This is a genomic window from Pusillimonas sp. ANT_WB101, assembly GCF_008369125.1.
In the GTDB taxonomy this organism is placed as follows: domain Bacteria; phylum Pseudomonadota; class Gammaproteobacteria; order Burkholderiales; family Burkholderiaceae_B; genus Allopusillimonas.
In genome coordinates, this window is sequence record NZ_VOAY01000005.1 from 243,533 (window position 1) to 261,579 (window position 18,047).

The following is an 18,047-nucleotide window of genomic DNA, read 5'->3' on the forward strand; positions in this document are numbered from 1 at the left end:
GCGCAAGCCCAAAACGGGCAAAGGCATAGTGCCCGCCTTTGCCCAAAGCCCAACTACAAGCCTGCTACTGATTGCCTGCTGCTAACGGCTCGCTATTCACCACTTGCTGCCAATTGACTGTTGACTGTTGGGCCTTGGGCCTTGGGCTCTGGGCTCTGGGTTCTGGTTCCTGGGTCGTGGCTATAAACCTTACTCTCTCAGGGCCTAAAGGGTGCCTGGGTAGATACCTCCATCGAGCACCAGGTTCTGACCGGTAATGAATCCGGCCTGCCCACTACACAGATAAGCGCATGCGTCACCAAACTCCGGCGGCTGGCCGTATCGCCGGGCCGGGATGCCATCGAGCCTGGCCTTTAAAACCTCGTCGACGGTTTTGCCAGCCTTCTCAGCCTTAGTGGCGGCGGTCTGCCGCAGCCGGTCGGTTTCGAACGGACCCGGAAGCAGATTATTGATGGTGACATTGTGCTGTATGACTTGTCGCGCCAAACCCGCCACGAATCCGGTCAGCCCTGCGCGGGCGCCATTTGACAGCCCGAGGATATCAATAGGCATTTTGACGGCGGCTGAGGTAATGTTGATGATGCGGCCATGCCGCCGCTCTATCATCGTATCGATAACCGCCTGAATTAGTGCAATAGGCGTGTACATGTTGGCATTGAGCGCAGCCATCCAGTCATCCTGGCTCCAATCCCGAAAGTCGCCGGGCTGGGGGCCGCCGCTATTGGTCACAAGAATATCGGGCATGCCACATGCGGCCAGAGCCGCAGCACGCCCCTCGGGGGTGGTAATGTCAGCCGCCACAGCGGTCACGCTTGAGCCTGTGGCTTCACGTATAGCCTTGGCTGCCTCTTCGAGTACGTTGGCGTGCCGGGCCACGATCGTAACGGCTGCACCTTCGCGCGCCAGAGACATGGCACAGGCATAACCCAGCCCTTTGCTCGCACCGCAAACCAGCGCCGTCTTTCCTGCAAGCTGTAAATCCATTTCTTACTCCTTGTTCGAGGCGCACACACATTGCTTGCACCGATAGCCGATGATATCTCAGACTGGTTGCTGTCTCTTGGTAGACAGCTTCAGTCCCGGGAGCCTTACAACAACGCTGGACGCCCGCAGGGCGTCTTCGATATTCACAGCCAAGGGGTAGATGGCGTGAAGAGGCGCTCAACACTCACAGCCAGCCGTGCACAGCATGGGGATGTCTTCGAAACTCACGGCCATAGGTGCCTGGCGCGGGGATACTTCGACACTCACGGACGTCGGTGCGCAGCGGGGGGGATAGCTTCGACACTCACGGCCAGCGGTGCGCAGCCGGGGGATATCTTCGACACTCACTGCCAGCGGTGCGCAGCGTGAGGCCCTCGACGCCATGACAGGCATTTCCAAAAAGGCGGGATGCGCAAGGCCAGATCACCCAGTCTTCACGGCGAACATCACTAAGCTGACACCACCTGGCATGAGCAACACATTGACCAGCACAAGTACCCCTGTATCATCAACACAGCGACCAGAACAAGTACCCTGGCAACATCAACACACTGACCTGAACAAGTACATTCAACAAGGCCTTAGAAGTGCAAAATAAAAAAGGCCAGCTCATACACGAGCCAGCCTTTTTCTTTTACTGCAATGACGGCCAGGCCGCCATGCTTTACATACGCATCAATGCCTGCGTTTGCCGATGTCACGAAAACGACGAGCAGCGGCGGCCTGAGCTGCCAGCATGGCAAGTTCAGCCTCGACCACAGCGATGTCAGTTTTGTCTTTGGCATTACGCAACGCTTCTTCGGCCTTTTTACGGGCGTCAAGCGCCTTGGCTTCGTCAAGATCTTCAGCCCGGATGGCCGTGTCGGACAACACGGTAACCGTACCTGGCTGAATCTCAAGTATGCCGCCAGCGACAAAAATACTGAGCTCGGAGCCGTCGGCAAGAACGACCTTAACCGTACCAGGCCGAATGCGCGAGATAAGCGGCGTGTGACCGGGCAAAATACCCAGTTCGCCGGACTCGCCAGGCAGCGTGACGAATTTTGCCTCACCGGCGAAAATCGATTCTTCTGCGCTGACTACGTCAACATGCAAGGTGGCCATGTGTAATCCTTATCAGAGGGCTTTGGCTTTCTCGAGCGCTTCGTCGATCGAGCCAACCATGTAGAACGCCTGCTCGGGTACAGCATCGCACTCGCCATCGACGATCATTTTGAAGCCACGCAGGGTTTCGGTCAGTGGTACGTACTTGCCGGGAGCACCGGTAAATACTTCTGCCACGTGGAAAGGCTGCGACAGAAAGCGCTGAATCTTACGTGCGCGAGCAACGGCCTGTTTGTCTTCAGGTGAAAGCTCGTCCATGCCGAGAATAGCGATAATGTCGCGCAGTTCTTTGTAACGCTGCAGCGTTTGCTGTACGCCACGGGCAACCGCGTAATGCTCTTCACCCACAACTTGCGGATCAAGCTGGCGGCTGGTGGAGTCGAGCGGATCAACGGCGGGATAAATACCCAGCGCAGCGATATCGCGCGACAACACAACTGTGGAGTCAAGGTGCAAGAAGGTGGTGGCAGGCGATGGGTCGGTCAAGTCATCGGCAGGCACATACACGGCCTGAATTGACGTAATAGAGCCCGTTTTAGTCGAGGTAATACGCTCTTGCAGCTTGCCCATTTCTTCAGCCAGCGTAGGCTGATAACCCACAGCCGAAGGCATACGGCCAAGCAGTGCAGACACTTCAGTACCAGCCAGTGTGTAGCGGTAGATGTTATCGACAAAGAACAGAATGTCACGGCCTTCGTCACGAAACTTCTCAGCCATAGTCAGACCGGACAACGCAACGCGCAGACGGTTACCGGGAGGCTCGTTCATCTGACCGAACACCATGGCCACTTTGGACTCTTTCAGGTTATCCATTTGGATAACGCCGGCTTCAGCCATTTCGTGGTAGAAGTCGTTACCTTCGCGAGTACGCTCACCCACACCGGCAAACACGGACAAGCCGCTGTGCGCCTTGGCGATGTTATTGATGAGCTCAAGCATGTTAACGGTTTTGCCCACACCGGCGCCGCCGAACAGGCCAACCTTACCGCCTTTGGCAAACGGGCAGACCAGGTCAATAACCTTGATGCCGGTTTCAAGCAGCTCTACCGAAGGAGCCAGCTCGTCAAACTTGGGAGCGTTCTGGTGAATAGAGCGTCTTTCGTCGCTAAGAATGGGGCCGCGTTCGTCGATAGGACGACCCAGTACGTCCATGATGCGACCCAGCGTGCCTTCACCAACTGGCACCGAGATGGCGGCGCCCGTGTTGGCAACTTCCATGCCACGGCGCAGACCATCGGACGAGCCCATGGCAATGGTACGGACAACGCCGTCACCCAGCTGCTGCTGTACTTCGAAGGTAAGCCCTTTTTCTGCAAAACTGGAACTTTCATCTACTAGCGTAAGCGCGTCGTAGACTTTTGGAATGGTGTCGCGGGGGAACTGAATATCCACCACGGCGCCGATGCACTGAACGATGGTACCGTTGCTCATGATTAGTCCTTGCTATATAACTTTGACGGGATGCCTTTCTGTTATTGCTTAAACAGCGGCAGCTCCCCCCACGATTTCTGAAATTTCTTTAGTAATGGCTGCCTGGCGGGTTTTGTTGTAAACCAGCTCAAGTTCGCTGATAACCGTTTTGGCGTTATCGGATGCGGCCTTCATGGCAACCATGCGTGCAGACTGTTCCGAAGCCATGTTTTCTGCCACGGCCTGGTAAACCAACCCTTCTACATAGCGCAGCAACAAGTCGTCGATGACAGACTTGGAGTCAGGCTCATAGATGTAGTCCCAACCGTGGGATGACTTAATCTGCGCTGCATTGTCGGACTCTTCGCCTGCCTGGAACGGATCACTTAGACCGTCAGGCAGCGGCAGCAGGCGCATGAAAGTAGGCTCCTGACGCATGGTATTGACGAAACGATTGGTCGCCAAATACACGGCGTCGATCTTGCCATCTTCGAAGTCGTCAAGCTGCACCTTGATGGCACCAATAAGGCGGTCGAGGTTAGGCGCATCGCCCAGCTGAACTTCCTGAGAAACCAGATTGGCACCAATACGTGTCAGTAAGCTGACACCCTTGCTGCCCAAACCCGTAGCCTGAACCGCGATGCCCTTCTCTTGAAACTCTGAGAGACGAGACAGAACCAGGCGCAGAAGGTTGGTATTAAGGCCACCGCACAGACCCTTATCTGTCGTGACGACCACTACCCCAACCGCGCGCACAGCACTGGGCTCTACCATGTATGGATGCGAGTAATCAGGATGCGCCTGCATCAAATGAGAGGCGATCTCACGCACTTTGGTGGCATAGGGACGGCCTGCGCGCATCCGTTCTTGCGCCTTGCGCATTTTGGACGCCGCTACCATCTCCATGGCTTTGGTGATCTTGCGCGTGTTGTGCACGCTCTTGATCTTGGTTCGAATTTCCTTAATTCCGGCCATTGCTCTTCCCTGATAGGGCGTTATCGTGGGACAAACACTGCCTGCCCCACACTACGTTAGGGTATTGAAGCCTAGGCTTCTTTACCCTGGTCGGTGAATTAATAAGCACCGTGCTTTTTGAATTCTTGAACGGCAGCAACCATTTCGGCTTCGTCATCCTTGGACAGTTCTTTGGTGTCCTGGATACGTTGAACCATGGCTTCATGCTTGGACTTCAGGAAATCACGCAATGCCTTTTCGAACGGAAGAATCTGTTCGACTTCGAGATCGTCCAGGTAGCCTTTGTTGACCGCAAACAGCGAGACAGCCTGTTCCCAAACCGTGTTCGGGTGATATTGGGGCTGCTTGAGCAGCTCAACCACACGCTTGCCGCGTTCTAGCTGACGACGTGTTGCTTCGTCAAGATCAGAGGCAAACTGCGAAAACGCTGCCAGTTCGCGATACTGCGCCAAGTCGGTACGAATACCGCCCGAAAGCTTCTTGATGACCTTGGTTTGCGCTGAGCCACCCACACGCGACACCGAAATACCGGCGTTAATGGCGGGACGGATACCAGCGTTAAACAGGTCAGTTTCCAGGAAGATCTGGCCGTCAGTAATGGAAATGACGTTGGTCGGAACAAAGGCGGAAACGTCACCAGCCTGGGTTTCGATAATAGGCAACGCGGTCAACGAACCGGTTTTGCCTTTGACCGCACCCTTGGTGAAGTTTTCGACGTACTCTTCGTTAACACGAGCAGCACGCTCAAGCAGACGCGAGTGCAGATAGAAAACGTCACCGGGGTATGCTTCACGGCCTGGCGGGCGGCGCAGCAGCAACGACACTTGGCGATAAGCCCAAGCTTGTTTGGTCAGGTCATCATAAACGATGAGGGCATCTTCACCGCGGTCACGGAAGTACTCGCCCATGGTGCAGCCCGAGTAAGCAGCCAGGTACTGCATGGCGGCCGATTCAGCGGCTGGTGCAGCCACGATAATGGTGTACTCAAGTGCGCCGTGTTCTTCGAGCTTGCGAACCACGTTACTGATCGTGGAAGCTTTCTGCCCAATAGCCACATACACGCACGTTACGTTTTGGCCACGCTGAGCGATGATGGTATCGATCGCGACAGCGGTTTTACCAGTTTGGCGGTCACCAATGATCAGCTCGCGCTGGCCACGGCCGATTGGCACCATGGCGTCAATAGCCTTGATACCAGTTTGCAGCGGTTGCGATACCGATTTACGAGCGATAACGCCCGGCGCAACTTTTTCGATAATATCTTTGGCGGCGGCATTAATGGGGCCTTTGCCGTCGATAGGTTGACCGAGCGCATCAACCACGCGGCCACACAGCTCAGGGCCCACTGGCACTTCAAGAATTCGACCAGTAGTTTTTACCGGGTCGCCTTCCGACACACCTGTGTAATCGCCCAAAATAACGGCACCGACCGAATCGCGCTCAAGGTTGAGTGCCAGGCCGTATACGTTGTTGGGGAACTCGAGCATTTCGCCCTGCATCACATCGGACAGACCGTGAATGCGAGTAATACCGTCGGACACGGAAACGACCGTGCCCTGTGTGCGAACGTCTGTGGACGCGCCCAGGCCTTCAATGCGGCTCTTGAGCAGTTCGCTAATCTCTGACGGGTTAAGTTGCATGTTCAGACTCCTGGAATCCTGTTGATCTGGCCGCGTCAGGCGACCAGTGCATCGCGCATGCCGGTCAACCGGGCCTGCACGGAAGTGTCAAGTACTTGGTCTCCGACCACTACACGGACGCCGCCTATGAGAGCGCGATCAACGGTAACGGACGGTTTGAGCTTGAGGCCGAACTTCTTTTCTAACCCGGTCACAAGGTCGCGAACCTGCTCATCAGAGAGCTCGAACGCACTTGTGATCTGGGCCAGCGCCGAACCTTCACGCTGATTTTTAAGCGTTTCGAACTCTTGGGCAATTTCGGGGAGCAGCAAGACACGCTTGTTGTCGACCAGCAGCTCGATGAAATTTTTCGCCCAGGGCGTCAACGGTGTTTTGATCAGGCTCGAAAACAGCTCGATACGTTGAGCCGCATTGAGCCGTGGATCGGTAAGTGCCTCACGCACGTCGCCAAGGCTTGCCACTGCGGCAAGCTCGGACACCAGACTGGACCAAGACTCCAGGTTTGCCTGGTCGTCGAGTGCCGCCGCGAACAGCGCTTCGGCGTACGGTCTGGCGATTGTGGATAGTTCAGCCATGGCTTGCCCCGTAATTAGAGTTGAGCCTTAAGCTGATCCAACAGCTTGGCGTGGGCCTGCGCATCTACTTCGCGCTCGAGAATCTGCCCTGCACCCTTGACGGCCAGCATGGCTACGTCATTGCGCAGTGATTCACGGATACGCTGTACCTCTTGATCGGCGTCTTGCCGAGCCTGAGCCACGATGCGAGCCTTTTCAGCCTCGGCTTCGCGGCGGGCCTGGTCAATAAGCGCAGCCGCCTGTTTCTCGGCTTCGACCATGCGGCCATGGTTTTCCGTTTTTGCAGATGCCTCGATCAGGCTGATGCGCGCCTGGGCCTGGGCCAGATCGGCCTTACCCTTGTCGGCGGCCGCAAGGCCATCGGCAATTTTCTGACGGCGGTCGTCCATTGCTTTCGTCAGGGGTGGCCATACGAATTTCATCGTAAACCAACCCAAAACGAAAAACACGATCATCTGAAAAAAGAGAGTCGCGTTTAAATTCACGGTCGTTTCCCTTTAAACCACTTGTGCCAGACGGCCTATGCCGCATGACACCTGATGTTCAAGCCGCAAACCCGCCCCTGGGCGGCCTTGCGGCGGCTAGGCCCGACAGATCGCGGGCCGCAAATGCTTAGCCGACGAACGGGTTGGCGAAAGCGAACAGCATGGCAATACCTACGCCGATCAGGAATGCAGCGTCGATCAGGCCGGCAAGCAAGAACATCTTGGTTTGCAAGGCATTCATCAACTCGGGCTGACGAGCCGAAGCTTCGAGGTATTTACCTCCCATCAGGGCAATACCAATGCAAGCACCGAAAGCGCCCAGACCAATAATAATACCGCAAGCTAGAGCAACGAAAGCAACGTTGGTCATGACAACTCCTAGGTTAATAACTATGTAATCAAAATACTAAAACTGGAAAACTGCTTTGCAAGAAATTCTTGCACCCTCGACCGGACGAGCGCGCAGCCCGCCCCAGCCGAAACCGATTTAATGGCCTTCGTGAGCCTGCCCCACATATACCAGGGTAAGCATCATGAAAATAAAGGCCTGCAACAGCACGATAAGGATGTGGAAGATAGCCCACGCCGTACCCGCCAAAATGTGACCTACACCCAAGCCGATGCTTGCACCATTAAACCCGGTCCATGCGCCACCCATGAGGGCGACCAGCATAAAGATAAGCTCGCCGGCAAACATGTTGCCAAACAACCGCATGCCGAGCGATACCGTCTTGGCGGCGTACTCGATGAGGTTTAGCAACAGGTTGAACGGCGCGAGCACCACCCCTGCCAGGCCCGGAGCGTGGAAGGGTGCAATAAACAATTCTTTTACGAAACCACCAGGGCTCTTGATCTTGATGCCGTAATAAAACATGAGCAGCAGGACACCCAGCGCCATACCTATTGGCACGTTGAGATCGGCCGTAGGCAAAATACGATGGTAATAAAGGGGGTCGCCATGCTCGGCGCCCAGCCCGGTAATTTTGAAGATCCAGGGCAGAAGATCGACGGGAATCAGGTCGAGCGCGTTCATGAGGATAATCCACACGAATACGGTCAGAGCCAGAGGCGACATGAACCGACGCGAAACCTCATTGGGAACAATGCTTTTTGACTCGTTTTCAACCATGTCGACCAACATTTCGACACCCATCTGAAAACGACCAGGAACCCCGGTAGTGGCCCGGCTTGCAGCACGCCACAAAACGAAAACAACGACAAGCCCCATAAGCAGGGCCCAGAACAGGGAGTCGTAGTTGACGACATCAAAGTTGGCTATAACAGTCTGCTTTTCGCCTATGTTATTCAGGTGAACTAGGTGATGCTGAATGTACGCGGACTGTGGCGAAATGTCACTAGCAGCCATCTGAATGAACCTTTATCCTGTTAATAAGACAGAGCACAGCGCCCTGATTTTTATTACTTTAAAAAAACTATGGCAACCGGCCAGAAACCAGTAACAACACATAGCCCTTCAATACAAACAGCAAGCCCAACAGCAATGCTGGCCAAACCACCCACTCAGAACCCAGCCAGGCCGTCAGAACAAGCACGATTGTTGCCGTACCCAACTTGAACGCCTCGCCCACGAAAAACGTGAATGGGCTGTTTTGGACGGGCCCCCACAGGCCAACCAGTAAGCGCAATGCAAAAAGGGCATTGGGTACCAGGTATGCACCGCCACCAATTAGCGCCGAGACTGCCGCAGCACGCCCTGACACCAGCCAGCTTCCCAGCACAACCACGCCCAGCATGATGGCCTGGGCAATTATTACCCGGACAATACCTTTGCTTGAACGCCGATGAATGGCCGCGCGGTCGTGCTCTGTGAGCACCAACCTGGTGTAACCCTCTTCCTCTGTTGCGCTAGGCTCGTCGCCGCCCTCAGTATTTTTAAAACCCATGGCTGTTAACGACAAACCTTTTAATTACCGCAATCCGCAAAACCCCGAGAGTATAGCGTTGATTCAATGGCTTAAGCAAACTGTCAGGCGGACCAGTTACATTAAACCTGATCGAGGTGTTGCTGATCCGCCGCACTGACGTGGGCTATTTGTGTTGAAAATCAGGCTTGCGCTTCTCGACAAAAGCGCTCATGCCTTCTTTTTGATCTTCGGTTGAAAACAGCGCATGGAAATTACGGCGCTCGAACATGAGCGTATCGTTGAGCGAACCTTCGTACGCCATGTTTACGCATTCTTTCGCCATGATGACCGAAGGTAGCGACATGGACGCGATGACAGTTGCGGCCTCAATGGCCTCATCAAGCACCCTGTCTGTCGGTACGACGCGTGAAACCAGGCCTGCACGCTCAGCCTCTTCGGCATCCATCATACGTGCTGTAAGTATTAAGTCCATCGCCTTGGCCTTGCTGATGGCGCGCGGCAACCGTTGAGTGCCACCATAGCCCGGAATGACCCCCAGCTTGATTTCGGGCTGACCGAATTTCGCATTATCGGCGGCAATAATAAAGTCGCACGTCATGGCCAGCTCGCAGCCGCCGCCCAGTGCATAGCCTGCAACCGCAGCAATAATGGGCTTGCGTATACGCTTGATGGCTTCCCAGTCACCGCCCAGGTAATCAGCCTTGTACACGTCCATATACGACCAGCCCTGCATGGCACCGATATCGGCGCCTGCTGCAAAGGCTTTCTCACTTCCGGCAAGCACCATGGCGCCAATGTTATCGTCAGCATCAAAGGCACGCATGGCATCGGCGAGTTGAGTTATCAATTCGTTGTTTAGCGCATTGAGTGCCTTGGGCCTGTCTATGGTCAGAATGGCAACCCGTCCGCGCACTTCTGTTTTCATCATTGGCGTTGTCATGCCGTCTCCTTGAAAAGTTAATTAATATAGAGCCATGAAAAACGAATATGTACTTTATACCGTAACGCCTTGCGACCTGGCAGGTCATCGGCTCGATATCAGCCTAACTATCCAGAACCCTGACCCTGGTGGTCAGTTGCTGGCAATGCCCGCCTGGATACCCGGCAGTTATCTTATTCGAGATTTTTCCAGACAGGTAGAAACCATTCGCGCGCATAGCGCGGGCCAAACCGTTGCCATCAGCAAATCATCGACACACGCCTGGCAATGCGCGCCGTGCGACGGGCCTCTGACTATCGACTATACAATTTACGCATGGGATCTCTCTGTGCGCAGCGCACATGTCGACGAAACCCACGCCTTCTTCAATGGCACCAGCGTTTACCTGTCGGTAAAGGGTCAGGAGCAGCTGCCCTGTCATGTACGCCTCTGCCCGCCCCCGCGAACCCAGGCACGTAGTTGGCGCGTATATACCAGCTTGCCAGAAGCGACCGGCCACCCGCAGGCCGCGCGCAGGTACGGTTTTGGCATGTATGTCGCGCCCAACTACGACGCACTGGTCGATCACCCTGTAGAAATGGGTTTACCGCAGGTAGCGCGTTTTCGCGCTCATGGCGCGCAGCACGAATTAGTGTTTACAGGGGTTGCGCCCAACCTCGACCTTAAGCGCATCGTTGCCGACGTAAAGCGCATATGCGCCACCCAGATCACGTTTTTTGAGCCTGAAAGCAACAAGGTGCCCTTTCTCGACAGTTCAGACCGGTATGTGTTCATGACCATGGTCACTGACGACGGCTATGGCGGGCTTGAGCATCGCGCTTCCACCGCGCTCATGGCAGGGCGTCGTGACCTGCCCGTGGTGGGCCGCGCAGACGCCGGGGCAGGCTACCAGACCTTTTTGGGGCTGGTGAGCCATGAATATTTTCATACATGGAACATAAAGCGCATCAAGCCAGCGGCGTTTGCGCCATACCGTTTCGACAGGCCCAACCACACCAGCCTGCTTTGGGTCTTTGAAGGCTTTACCTCTTATTACGACGACCTTATGCTTTTGCGCTCTGGCGTCGTCACTGAAACTGACTACCTGCGCATGCTGGGCAAGGCGATTACATCTGTGCACGGCACTCCCGGCCGCACCAAGCAAAGTGTGGCAGAAAGCTCTTTTGACACCTGGACACGCTTTTACAAGCAAGACGAGAACTCGCCCAATGCGCTGGTCAGTTACTACACCAAGGGTTCGCTGATTGCGCTGGGGCTAGACCTGCTCATCCGCAACGAAACTGACGGCCAGCGATCGCTCGATGATGTCATGCAGCTGATGTGGACACGCTTTGGTCGTGATTTTTACCAGAACGGATCCGAGCAGGGTGTGCCCGAGGACGCCATGCCGCAGATCATTCTGGAAGCGACGGGTGTCGATGTGTCGTCATTCATTGAACAGTATGTTATGGGCCGCGAAGACGTGCCCCTGCACACACTGTTCGCCACACAGAACATTGCAATGAACTGGGCCCCCATCTCAGCCCTGCCTACCCTGGATCTTCGCGTACGGGCCGAACACGGCGAGACACGAATCAGCACAGTTCTGGAAAATGGCGCCGCACATGCTGCAGGCCTTTCGGCGGGCGACAGCCTGGTGGCCATCAATGGACTGCGTGTGTCTGACCCCTTGTCGCTGGACCGACTGCTGGCCGCATACCGCCCTGGCGACAAGGTAAAGGTGCATGTGTTTCGCCGTGACGAGCTGCGCGTATTTACTGCGGTATTGGGCGAGCCCGTCGCGACGCAATGCACGCTGGAGCGAATGGAAGAACTGCCGGCGTCTTGACGGCTACACGCCCTCGCAGTTGACGCGCCCCGACACGACTGGAGCGCCTATAGCGGCGTCGGTGTTGTGGCGGTGTTGTGGCGGTGTTGTGCCAGCGCCAAGCAACTACTGGATAAATTGATGGCCGGCAGCTTCGGTGCGCGCCTGTATGGCCTTGGCGGCTGTCACACCGTCGGCCAAGGCCGTCACGACGCAAGGGTGCAGGCGTTGAGCCACCTCGCCAATGGCGTACACGCCAGGCACGCTGGTCTGGGCGGTTTCCATGTCGGTAGCAATAAACCCTCGCGCGCTGCGACGCAGGTTTAGCGCACCGGCAAATTGCATGCAGGGCTCCCAACCATAAAACACCATGATCAGGTCATAGGGCTTGTCATTGACGCGCCGCGCGGCCGGGCTGACCTGGTAGGGCCCGACATTGACCGAACCACCTGGAAACTGCCGGACAAACTGGTGCTGCGCCCTGACGGTGCGAGCGTACAGATCTACCGTAGCGCCATGCTCCATGGCATACAGGGCGTTTTCAAATGCATTGTCGCCGCCGCCCAGCACCGCCACGCGCTTGCCCTGAAACGCTTGCGAAACAATATGTGTGCCGGGGCCCACCAGAATGCCTTGCGCCTCGACACCGTCACAATGGGGCAGCGTACGGGCACGCACACCCGTTGCCAGCACCAGATGACGGGCAAGCAATGGGGCTGATCGGCCGGCCACATAAAGCTCATAACCGTCAGCGACAGACACAGCGCGTTCCGCCGCGCAAGATAGCAACGAGGGAACCTTAGCCTGCTCAAGGCTTAGCGCAAGGTTGTCGGCCACTTGCGGGCCAGTAAAACCTGGCAGTGATGCGTTCCAGTTGTCAGGGAAAGAGTGGCTGAGGCAAAGGCCGCCAATGGCAGTGCCACGCTCGATCACCACCGGCGTTAGACCCAATCGCGCCAGCCACACCGCGCAAGACACGCCAGCCGGACCTCCTCCGACTATGGCCGCATCGTAGATAGTATTCTCTGCGTCCATGTAAATTCCAACATACAATTAAGCCTATTCTACAAGGCTGATCTCATGCCCACACGACGTATCTATTTTTCACAGCTGGCACTCGACGCACATATCGGCATTCTTGAGCACGAATTGCGCGCCACCCAGCCGTTGCACATTGATGCCGAATTCGACGTCGATGTCACCCAAGAGGTGCACGACCAGAATATTCAAACAGTGCTCGACTACCGACTGCTGCGCAACGCCATCGTCGATGAGTGCACTCGCGCGCACGTCAACCTGCTCGAAACCTTAAGCGAACGTGTGGTCAGTCGCATACTGACAGAGTTCCCAACTGTACAGCACGTTAAAATCCGCATCAGCAAACCGCTTGCATTTTCAGACTGTGCGTCTGTAGGCATCGAGCTGCAAAGAGCCCGCTAAACCGCCACCCACATGATCATGCACGCCCATACCACTACCAGCGCCCCCGCGCACCCCACCAGCCGCAGCGAACAAAAACGGCGTACCGACCAGAACAAGCTAGCCAAACGCCTGCTTCGAGAAACAGGCCGTGCCATTTCTGACTTCGGCATGATCGAAGAAGGCGACAAGGTTATGGTTTGCCTGTCAGGGGGCAAAGACTCTTACACCCTGCTCGACATGCTGCTGACGCTCAAGGCGCGGGCACCCATAAATTTTGACATTGTGGCGGTCAACCTCGATCAGAAACAGCCCGGCTTTCCTGAACACGTATTACCCCAATACCTGACCTCGCTGGGTGTGCCGTTTCATATAGAAAACCAGGATACCTATTCGGTTGTTACTCGCGTTATTCCCGAAGGCAAAACCATGTGCTCGCTGTGCTCGCGGCTACGGCGTGGCATCTTGTATCGCGTTGCCAGTGAGCTGGGCGCCACCAAAATCGCCCTGGGCCACCATCGCGATGACATCCTGGCTACCTTCTTCCTGAATTTGTTCTACGGTGGCCGCATGAAGGCCATGCCGCCCAAGCTTATGTCAGACAACGGCGAGCATATCGTCATTCGCCCGCTGGCCTATGTGCCCGAGAAAGACATTATTGCCTACGCGGCTGAAAAGCAGTTTCCCATCATTCCCTGCAACCTCTGTGGAACGCAAGAAAACCTCAAGCGCGTAGAAGTCAGCCGCCTCATTGCCGAGTGGGACAAGAAGTTTCCCGGGCGTTCATGGAATATATTCGGCGCCCTGACGCGTGTTGTCCCCAGCCATCTGATGGACCGCGATCTTTTCGACTTCGCGGGCATCATGGCTAACGGTATCGCCGATGAAGACGGCGACAAGGCATTTGATCCCGAGCGGTTTGATGAGACACCGGCAGTCACAGCGACAGAGGACGACAGCACGGAAGGTGCACAAGTACCGCGTCGCGTCATCACAATTACTGACCTTCGCAACTGACAAAAATCTGCTGTGGATGTTACCCTTTTAATAGAAAAGCACGCCTACACGTGCTTTTTTTCGTTTCTCTTTACTTCAATGTCCACAGGAGACGCCCTGGTGAACCCAAACGCGGCCTACCCCACCTTAAGTCGGCGCCTGCTCACGGCCCTGCTGGTTCTGTCGTGCGCGCTGGCCTGTTTTATTGCCGGTAACAGCTACGCTCAAAGCACTACCACCACGGCTCCAGCCGAGGCAACGTCTTACACGGCGCTGGCTGATTTGCTCGCAAATGACAAGGCACGTGACCAGCTGGTCGATAAGTTGCGCGCGCTGGCTTCCGGAGATGCGTCTGTCAAGAGCGACCAGAACGCCGCCGATACTGAAAAGACGACAAACACCGAAGCGCCCACGCTATCGCAACGTCTGGCCGACTCGATCAACACCTTTTTGGGAGGGTTGGCAGACGATTTCTCGGAAACTGCCTCAGTAGCTGTCGGCCTGGCGACCGGCGCCCCCGTTGCTGACTCGGGGTTGCACAGATGGAGTGACGCACTGAAGGTGCTGGCTTTTGCATTTGCAACAGTGCTGATCAGTTATTTTATTTTGCGCATGCTCGCCAGATTTGGCTTCTCCTGGCTAAACGTGTGGATCAGGCGCGACGCCAAAACTGAACAGCAAGCCACCCCCACCGCAGACGGCACGCCGGCCTCACACCAACCTGCAAGCACTACTATTAGCGCCGAGAACGCAGCAGCGCCAACGATAGAAGAGGTTGCGCATGGCCCTGCCATTGACGAGCCTGCAGGACCAGGGCAGCATCGCTTCAAGCGCATTACGCTTAGCCGCAAGCTGATCGGCGTTGCCGCTGCACTGGCCATCGACATTGCCGCCACACTGCTCGCCGCACTCGCTGCCTATACAGTTACGCTGTCGCTGGCCGGAACGGGCAGCACCAGCCTCTTTGCATTTGAATTCATCAATGCGTTTGTCATGGTAGAAGCGGTCAAGGCGCTGTCTCGCGGCCTGTTCGCCACCCGCTATGACCAGTTGCGACTGCTGCCGCTTTCTCCCGAGGCAGCAAATTACTGGAACCTCTGGATTTCGCGGCTTATCACCGCCACCGGCTACGCCTTGCTTTTCATTGTTCCACTGGTGCAAACCCTCTTCCCCGACTCTGTTGCTCATATTGCGGGCCTGATCATCATGCTGGGGGTGTATGTGTATGCGGTAGGCGTTGTCTGGAAAAACCGCAAGACGGTACGCGCTGGTTTACTTCGCCACGCTGACCAAGCCAGCGCCGCCATTTTTGGCACCCTTACGCGCGTGCTGGCACGCGTGTGGCATATCGTGGCTATTCTCTATTTCACGGTTCTGCTCGTTGTGAGCCAGATTGCACAGCAAGAGGCACTAAAGTTCATGGGCAGGGCTACTTTGCAATCCGTCATCAGCATTGGTGCGGGTGTATTGCTGGCCGCAGCACTGACCAAGTTGCTTGAGCGCCATCTATCGATTCCGCATCGATGGCGCGATGCCGTCCCCTCGCTGGAGACGCGCATCAATGCATATGTGCCTGCCGTTCTGCGAGCGCTACGGTTGATGATTCTTATCATCGTGTCCCTTGTCGTGCTTGACGCCTGGCATGCTTTCGACCTGGCTGCATGGCTTGAGTCCAAGAACGGGCAAGCCGTAGTCACCCATCTGGTGCGTATCGCGCTGATCCTGGGGCTGGCAGCGCTAAGCTGGACTGTCGTGGCAAGCCTGATCGAACATCGTCTTACAGGCAGTGGAAGTAGCCAGCGCCTGGTCACCGAGCGTCAGAAAACCCTGTTGATGCTCTTTCGCAATGCCGCGGCCATTCTCATCGGCACCATGACGATACTGATTCTGCTATCGCAGATTGGCATTAATATCGGGCCGTTGATCGCCGGTGCAGGGGTCGCAGGCCTGGCCATTGGTTTTGGCGCGCAAAAACTGGTGCAGGACGTCATTACCGGCATCTTCATTCAGCTTGAAAACGGCATGAACCAGAACGATATCGTAGAAGTGGCAGGCCTGTTTGGTACCGTAGAAAAAATAACGATACGCTCGGTCGTGATACGCACACTGGACGGGGGCTATCATCTGATCCCGTTCTCAGTGATTGACCGCGTTTCCAACCACACGCGCGATTTCGGCTACCACTTGGGCGAATACAACATTGCGCACCGGGAAAGCGTAGACGAGGCTATTGCCCAGCTTGAGCTCGCCTTCCAAGACTTGATGAAAAACCCCACCTTGTCCAAAGAGGTTATGTCAAATATCGATATTCCGGGGGTAACCGCACTCAATGAACGAGGCTTTACCATCCGGGTGCTGATTAAAACAACCCCCGGCAATCAATGGGCTGTACAGCGCGCCTTCAACCGCTTGGTCAAAGAACGCTTTGATGCCGCTGGGATTGAGTTGCCTTATCCGCAAACCGTTCTGCATTTTGGGCGCGACAAAGACGGCTATGCCGCCCCTGCTGAGGTGCATGCGGTAGAAGCGTTAAGGTCGTCAGTCAGCAAGGAGCCGGCACCCGGGCAAACCATGCGGCCATTGGCACCCGACGCGACGTAAATTGACGTGGTATGTCTATGTGCACTCGGCATGTTTTCCGGGTGTACATAGGCTGTCGCGTTTGGCAGCGGGCTTTATATTGACCCACGTGTCGAATGGATGCGGTGAGAAATTCAGGCTCTAAGCCATGCTGGCGACAGAACCCGTCTTTATATATGGATCTGGCGTATTGCTTGGCTGTTTAAAGACCCAACCTAAGCGTCCATGCCTTCCCAATGCGGGCCGTCGACATTGATGTCGAAAAGCTCAAGCACACGGGCAACGGTGTGATCGACCATTTCTTCGAGTGTTTTGGGGTGATGATAAAACGCCGGAAGCGGCGGAAAAATAATACCGCCCATTTCGGTTACTGACGTCATATTGCGCAAATGCGCCAAATTAAGCGGTGTTTCACGCACCATCATGACCAGCCGCCTGCGCTCTTTTAATGTGACATCAGCTGCGCGGGTAATGAGATTATCAGAAAAGCCATGAGCCACTGCAGCCAGCGTGCGCATGGAGCACGGCACCACGACCATGCCTGCCGTGGCAAAACCACCGCTGGACAAGGCAGCGCCTATGTCGCGGAAGCTGTAAACCTTGTCGGCCAGATCGTAAACCTGTTTACGATCGAGGCCGAGCTCGTACTTAATGTTGAGTACACCTGGCGGCGAAACCACCAGATGTGATTCAACATCGGGCAAGGTGCGCAGCACCTGCAGCATGCGTACTGCATACACAGCGCCGGTGGCACCTGTTATGCCTATAACAATGCGACGCGCTGCAGTGCCGCGCGCTGGCGGTACTGCAGCATCGCCGGCACCAGACCCGCGACGATGATCATCAACCATACCTGCCCTACCCTAAGAAATACAGGGCGGGCAGGTGTTCCGGTTTTTGATCACGCAACGGCTCCGGCTTCTTTTAGTGCCGTAACCAGTTCGCCGTTTTCGTACATTTCGGCAATGATGTCAGAGCCGCCAATGAATTCGCCGTTGACATACAGTTGCGGAATAGTAGGCCAGTTGGCGAACTCTTTGATGCCTGCGCGCACTTCTTCGTCGTCAAGCACGTTGACCGTGACCAGCTTGCTGACGCCCGATGCCTGCAAAATCTGGATAGCGCGGCCGGAAAAACCACACTGGGGTGCCTGTGCCGTACCCTTCATGAACAGGACAACAGGGTTGCCTGTAACGGTTTCACGGATAAAGTCTTGAACGTCACTCATGATGATCTCGATTCCTGG

Annotated in this window: 18 protein-coding genes; 4 read left to right on the forward strand and 14 right to left on the reverse strand. The window is 55.7% G+C overall.

Features of this window, described 5'->3' with window-relative positions:
• Nucleotides 1-204 precede the first annotated feature (204 nt).
• The 11 genes from FQ179_RS19670 to FQ179_RS19720 form a co-directional block, all read right to left on the reverse strand.
• Nucleotides 205-984, reverse strand: a complete 780-nt coding sequence (locus tag FQ179_RS19670; protein WP_149399005.1) for an SDR family oxidoreductase — start codon at nt 982-984, stop codon at nt 205-207.
• A 675-nt stretch (nt 985-1,659) separates the two neighbouring features.
• Nucleotides 1,660-2,088 carry a F0F1 ATP synthase subunit epsilon gene (locus FQ179_RS19675; protein ID WP_149399006.1) on the reverse strand — a complete coding sequence of 143 codons (429 nt, stop codon included), beginning with the start codon at nt 2,086-2,088 and terminating at the stop codon, nt 1,660-1,662.
• Between the two features lie 12 nt (nt 2,089-2,100).
• The gene (gene atpD / locus FQ179_RS19680; RefSeq protein ID WP_149399007.1) at nt 2,101-3,519 is read right to left on the reverse strand and encodes a F0F1 ATP synthase subunit beta; all 1,419 of its coding nucleotides are present in this window, start codon (nt 3,517-3,519) and stop codon (nt 2,101-2,103) included.
• 48 nt (nt 3,520-3,567) lie between these two features.
• Nucleotides 3,568-4,473, reverse strand: coding sequence for a F0F1 ATP synthase subunit gamma (atpG, locus tag FQ179_RS19685; protein ID WP_149399008.1), 906 nt, complete (start codon nt 4,471-4,473; stop codon nt 3,568-3,570).
• A 98-nt stretch (nt 4,474-4,571) separates the two neighbouring features.
• Nucleotides 4,572-6,113, reverse strand: a complete 1,542-nt coding sequence (gene atpA, locus FQ179_RS19690) for a F0F1 ATP synthase subunit alpha (protein WP_149399009.1) — start codon at nt 6,111-6,113, stop codon at nt 4,572-4,574.
• 35 nt (nt 6,114-6,148) lie between these two features.
• Entirely contained in the window at nt 6,149-6,688 is a 540-nt protein-coding gene (locus tag FQ179_RS19695; RefSeq protein ID WP_149399010.1) for a F0F1 ATP synthase subunit delta, read from the reverse strand.
• Between the two features lie 14 nt (nt 6,689-6,702).
• A complete protein-coding gene (locus FQ179_RS19700; protein ID WP_149399011.1) occupies nt 6,703-7,173 on the reverse strand; it encodes a F0F1 ATP synthase subunit B in 471 nt (156 codons plus the stop codon).
• 127 nt (nt 7,174-7,300) lie between these two features.
• The gene (gene atpE, locus FQ179_RS19705; RefSeq protein ID WP_003805001.1) at nt 7,301-7,543 is read right to left on the reverse strand and encodes a F0F1 ATP synthase subunit C; all 243 of its coding nucleotides are present in this window, start codon (nt 7,541-7,543) and stop codon (nt 7,301-7,303) included.
• A 117-nt stretch (nt 7,544-7,660) separates the two neighbouring features.
• Nucleotides 7,661-8,539: a F0F1 ATP synthase subunit A gene (atpB, locus tag FQ179_RS19710; protein WP_149399012.1), complete on the reverse strand. Its 879-nt coding sequence runs from the start codon at nt 8,537-8,539 to the stop codon at nt 7,661-7,663.
• A 67-nt stretch (nt 8,540-8,606) separates the two neighbouring features.
• The gene (locus FQ179_RS19715; RefSeq protein WP_149399013.1) at nt 8,607-9,077 is read right to left on the reverse strand and encodes an ATP synthase subunit I; all 471 of its coding nucleotides are present in this window, start codon (nt 9,075-9,077) and stop codon (nt 8,607-8,609) included.
• A gap of 145 nt (nt 9,078-9,222) precedes the next feature.
• Nucleotides 9,223-9,999 (reverse strand): enoyl-CoA hydratase, encoded by a 777-nt coding sequence (locus FQ179_RS19720; protein ID WP_149399014.1) that lies wholly within the window; start codon nt 9,997-9,999, stop codon nt 9,223-9,225.
• A gap of 34 nt (nt 10,000-10,033) precedes the next feature.
• On the opposite strand from FQ179_RS19720, the gene FQ179_RS19725 reads away from it, so the two are divergent.
• Complete coding sequence (locus FQ179_RS19725; RefSeq protein ID WP_149399015.1) at nt 10,034-11,827, forward strand: M61 family metallopeptidase; 1,794 nt, start codon at nt 10,034-10,036, stop codon at nt 11,825-11,827.
• Nucleotides 11,828-11,932: 105 nt separating this feature from the next.
• Here FQ179_RS19725 and FQ179_RS19730 read toward each other — a convergent pair whose 3' ends face one another.
• Nucleotides 11,933-12,841 (reverse strand): NAD(P)/FAD-dependent oxidoreductase, encoded by a 909-nt coding sequence (locus FQ179_RS19730; protein ID WP_149399016.1) that lies wholly within the window; start codon nt 12,839-12,841, stop codon nt 11,933-11,935.
• A 45-nt stretch (nt 12,842-12,886) separates the two neighbouring features.
• Here FQ179_RS19730 and folB point away from each other — a divergent pair, with 45 nt between their 5' ends.
• The 3 genes from folB (at nt 12,887) to FQ179_RS19745 (ending at nt 16,822) form a co-directional block, all read left to right on the forward strand.
• Nucleotides 12,887-13,246 carry a dihydroneopterin aldolase gene (gene folB / locus FQ179_RS19735; protein ID WP_149399017.1) on the forward strand — a complete coding sequence of 120 codons (360 nt, stop codon included), beginning with the start codon at nt 12,887-12,889 and terminating at the stop codon, nt 13,244-13,246.
• Nucleotides 13,247-13,264: 18 nt separating this feature from the next.
• Complete coding sequence (ttcA, locus tag FQ179_RS19740) at nt 13,265-14,242, forward strand: tRNA 2-thiocytidine(32) synthetase TtcA (RefSeq protein WP_149399465.1); 978 nt, start codon at nt 13,265-13,267, stop codon at nt 14,240-14,242.
• A 99-nt stretch (nt 14,243-14,341) separates the two neighbouring features.
• A complete protein-coding gene (locus tag FQ179_RS19745; protein WP_255475077.1) occupies nt 14,342-16,822 on the forward strand; it encodes a mechanosensitive ion channel domain-containing protein in 2,481 nt (826 codons plus the stop codon).
• A gap of 194 nt (nt 16,823-17,016) precedes the next feature.
• Here FQ179_RS19745 and FQ179_RS19750 read toward each other — a convergent pair whose 3' ends face one another.
• Both FQ179_RS19750 and grxD read right to left on the reverse strand, forming a co-directional pair.
• On the reverse strand, nt 17,017-17,652 hold the full coding sequence (locus tag FQ179_RS19750; RefSeq protein WP_149399019.1) for a UbiX family flavin prenyltransferase: 636 nt from the start codon (nt 17,650-17,652) through the stop codon (nt 17,017-17,019).
• Between the two features lie 50 nt (nt 17,653-17,702).
• Complete coding sequence (grxD, locus tag FQ179_RS19755) at nt 17,703-18,029, reverse strand: Grx4 family monothiol glutaredoxin (protein WP_149399020.1); 327 nt, start codon at nt 18,027-18,029, stop codon at nt 17,703-17,705.
• Between the last annotated feature and the right edge of the window lie 18 nt (nt 18,030-18,047).

Excerpts from the sequence above, each read along its gene's own strand:
- FQ179_RS19715 (WP_149399013.1), bottom strand. The coding sequence starts at position 9,077 with ATGGGTTTTAAAAATACTGAGGGCGGCGACGAGCCTAGCGCAACAGAG.
- FQ179_RS19730 (WP_149399016.1), bottom strand. The coding sequence starts at position 12,841 with ATGGACGCAGAGAATACTATCTACGATGCGGCCATAGTCGGAGGAGGT.
- FQ179_RS19750 (WP_149399019.1), bottom strand. The coding sequence starts at position 17,652 with ATGGTTGATGATCATCGTCGCGGGTCTGGTGCCGGCGATGCTGCAGTA.
- atpG (WP_149399008.1), bottom strand. The coding sequence starts at position 4,473 with ATGGCCGGAATTAAGGAAATTCGAACCAAGATCAAGAGCGTGCACAAC.
- FQ179_RS19675 (WP_149399006.1), bottom strand. The coding sequence starts at position 2,088 with ATGGCCACCTTGCATGTTGACGTAGTCAGCGCAGAAGAATCGATTTTC.
- atpE (WP_003805001.1), bottom strand. The coding sequence starts at position 7,543 with ATGACCAACGTTGCTTTCGTTGCTCTAGCTTGCGGTATTATTATTGGT.
- FQ179_RS19725 (WP_149399015.1), top strand. The coding sequence starts at position 10,034 with ATGAAAAACGAATATGTACTTTATACCGTAACGCCTTGCGACCTGGCA.
- atpA (WP_149399009.1), bottom strand. The coding sequence starts at position 6,113 with ATGCAACTTAACCCGTCAGAGATTAGCGAACTGCTCAAGAGCCGCATT.
- atpB (WP_149399012.1), bottom strand. The coding sequence starts at position 8,539 with ATGGCTGCTAGTGACATTTCGCCACAGTCCGCGTACATTCAGCATCAC.
- FQ179_RS19720 (WP_149399014.1), bottom strand. The coding sequence starts at position 9,999 with ATGACAACGCCAATGATGAAAACAGAAGTGCGCGGACGGGTTGCCATT.
- grxD (WP_149399020.1), bottom strand. The coding sequence starts at position 18,029 with ATGAGTGACGTTCAAGACTTTATCCGTGAAACCGTTACAGGCAACCCT.
- FQ179_RS19695 (WP_149399010.1), bottom strand. The coding sequence starts at position 6,688 with ATGGCTGAACTATCCACAATCGCCAGACCGTACGCCGAAGCGCTGTTC.
- ttcA (WP_149399465.1), top strand. The coding sequence starts at position 13,265 with ATGCACGCCCATACCACTACCAGCGCCCCCGCGCACCCCACCAGCCGC.
- atpD (WP_149399007.1), bottom strand. The coding sequence starts at position 3,519 with ATGAGCAACGGTACCATCGTTCAGTGCATCGGCGCCGTGGTGGATATT.
- FQ179_RS19670 (WP_149399005.1), bottom strand. The coding sequence starts at position 984 with ATGGATTTACAGCTTGCAGGAAAGACGGCGCTGGTTTGCGGTGCGAGC.
- folB (WP_149399017.1), top strand. The coding sequence starts at position 12,887 with ATGCCCACACGACGTATCTATTTTTCACAGCTGGCACTCGACGCACAT.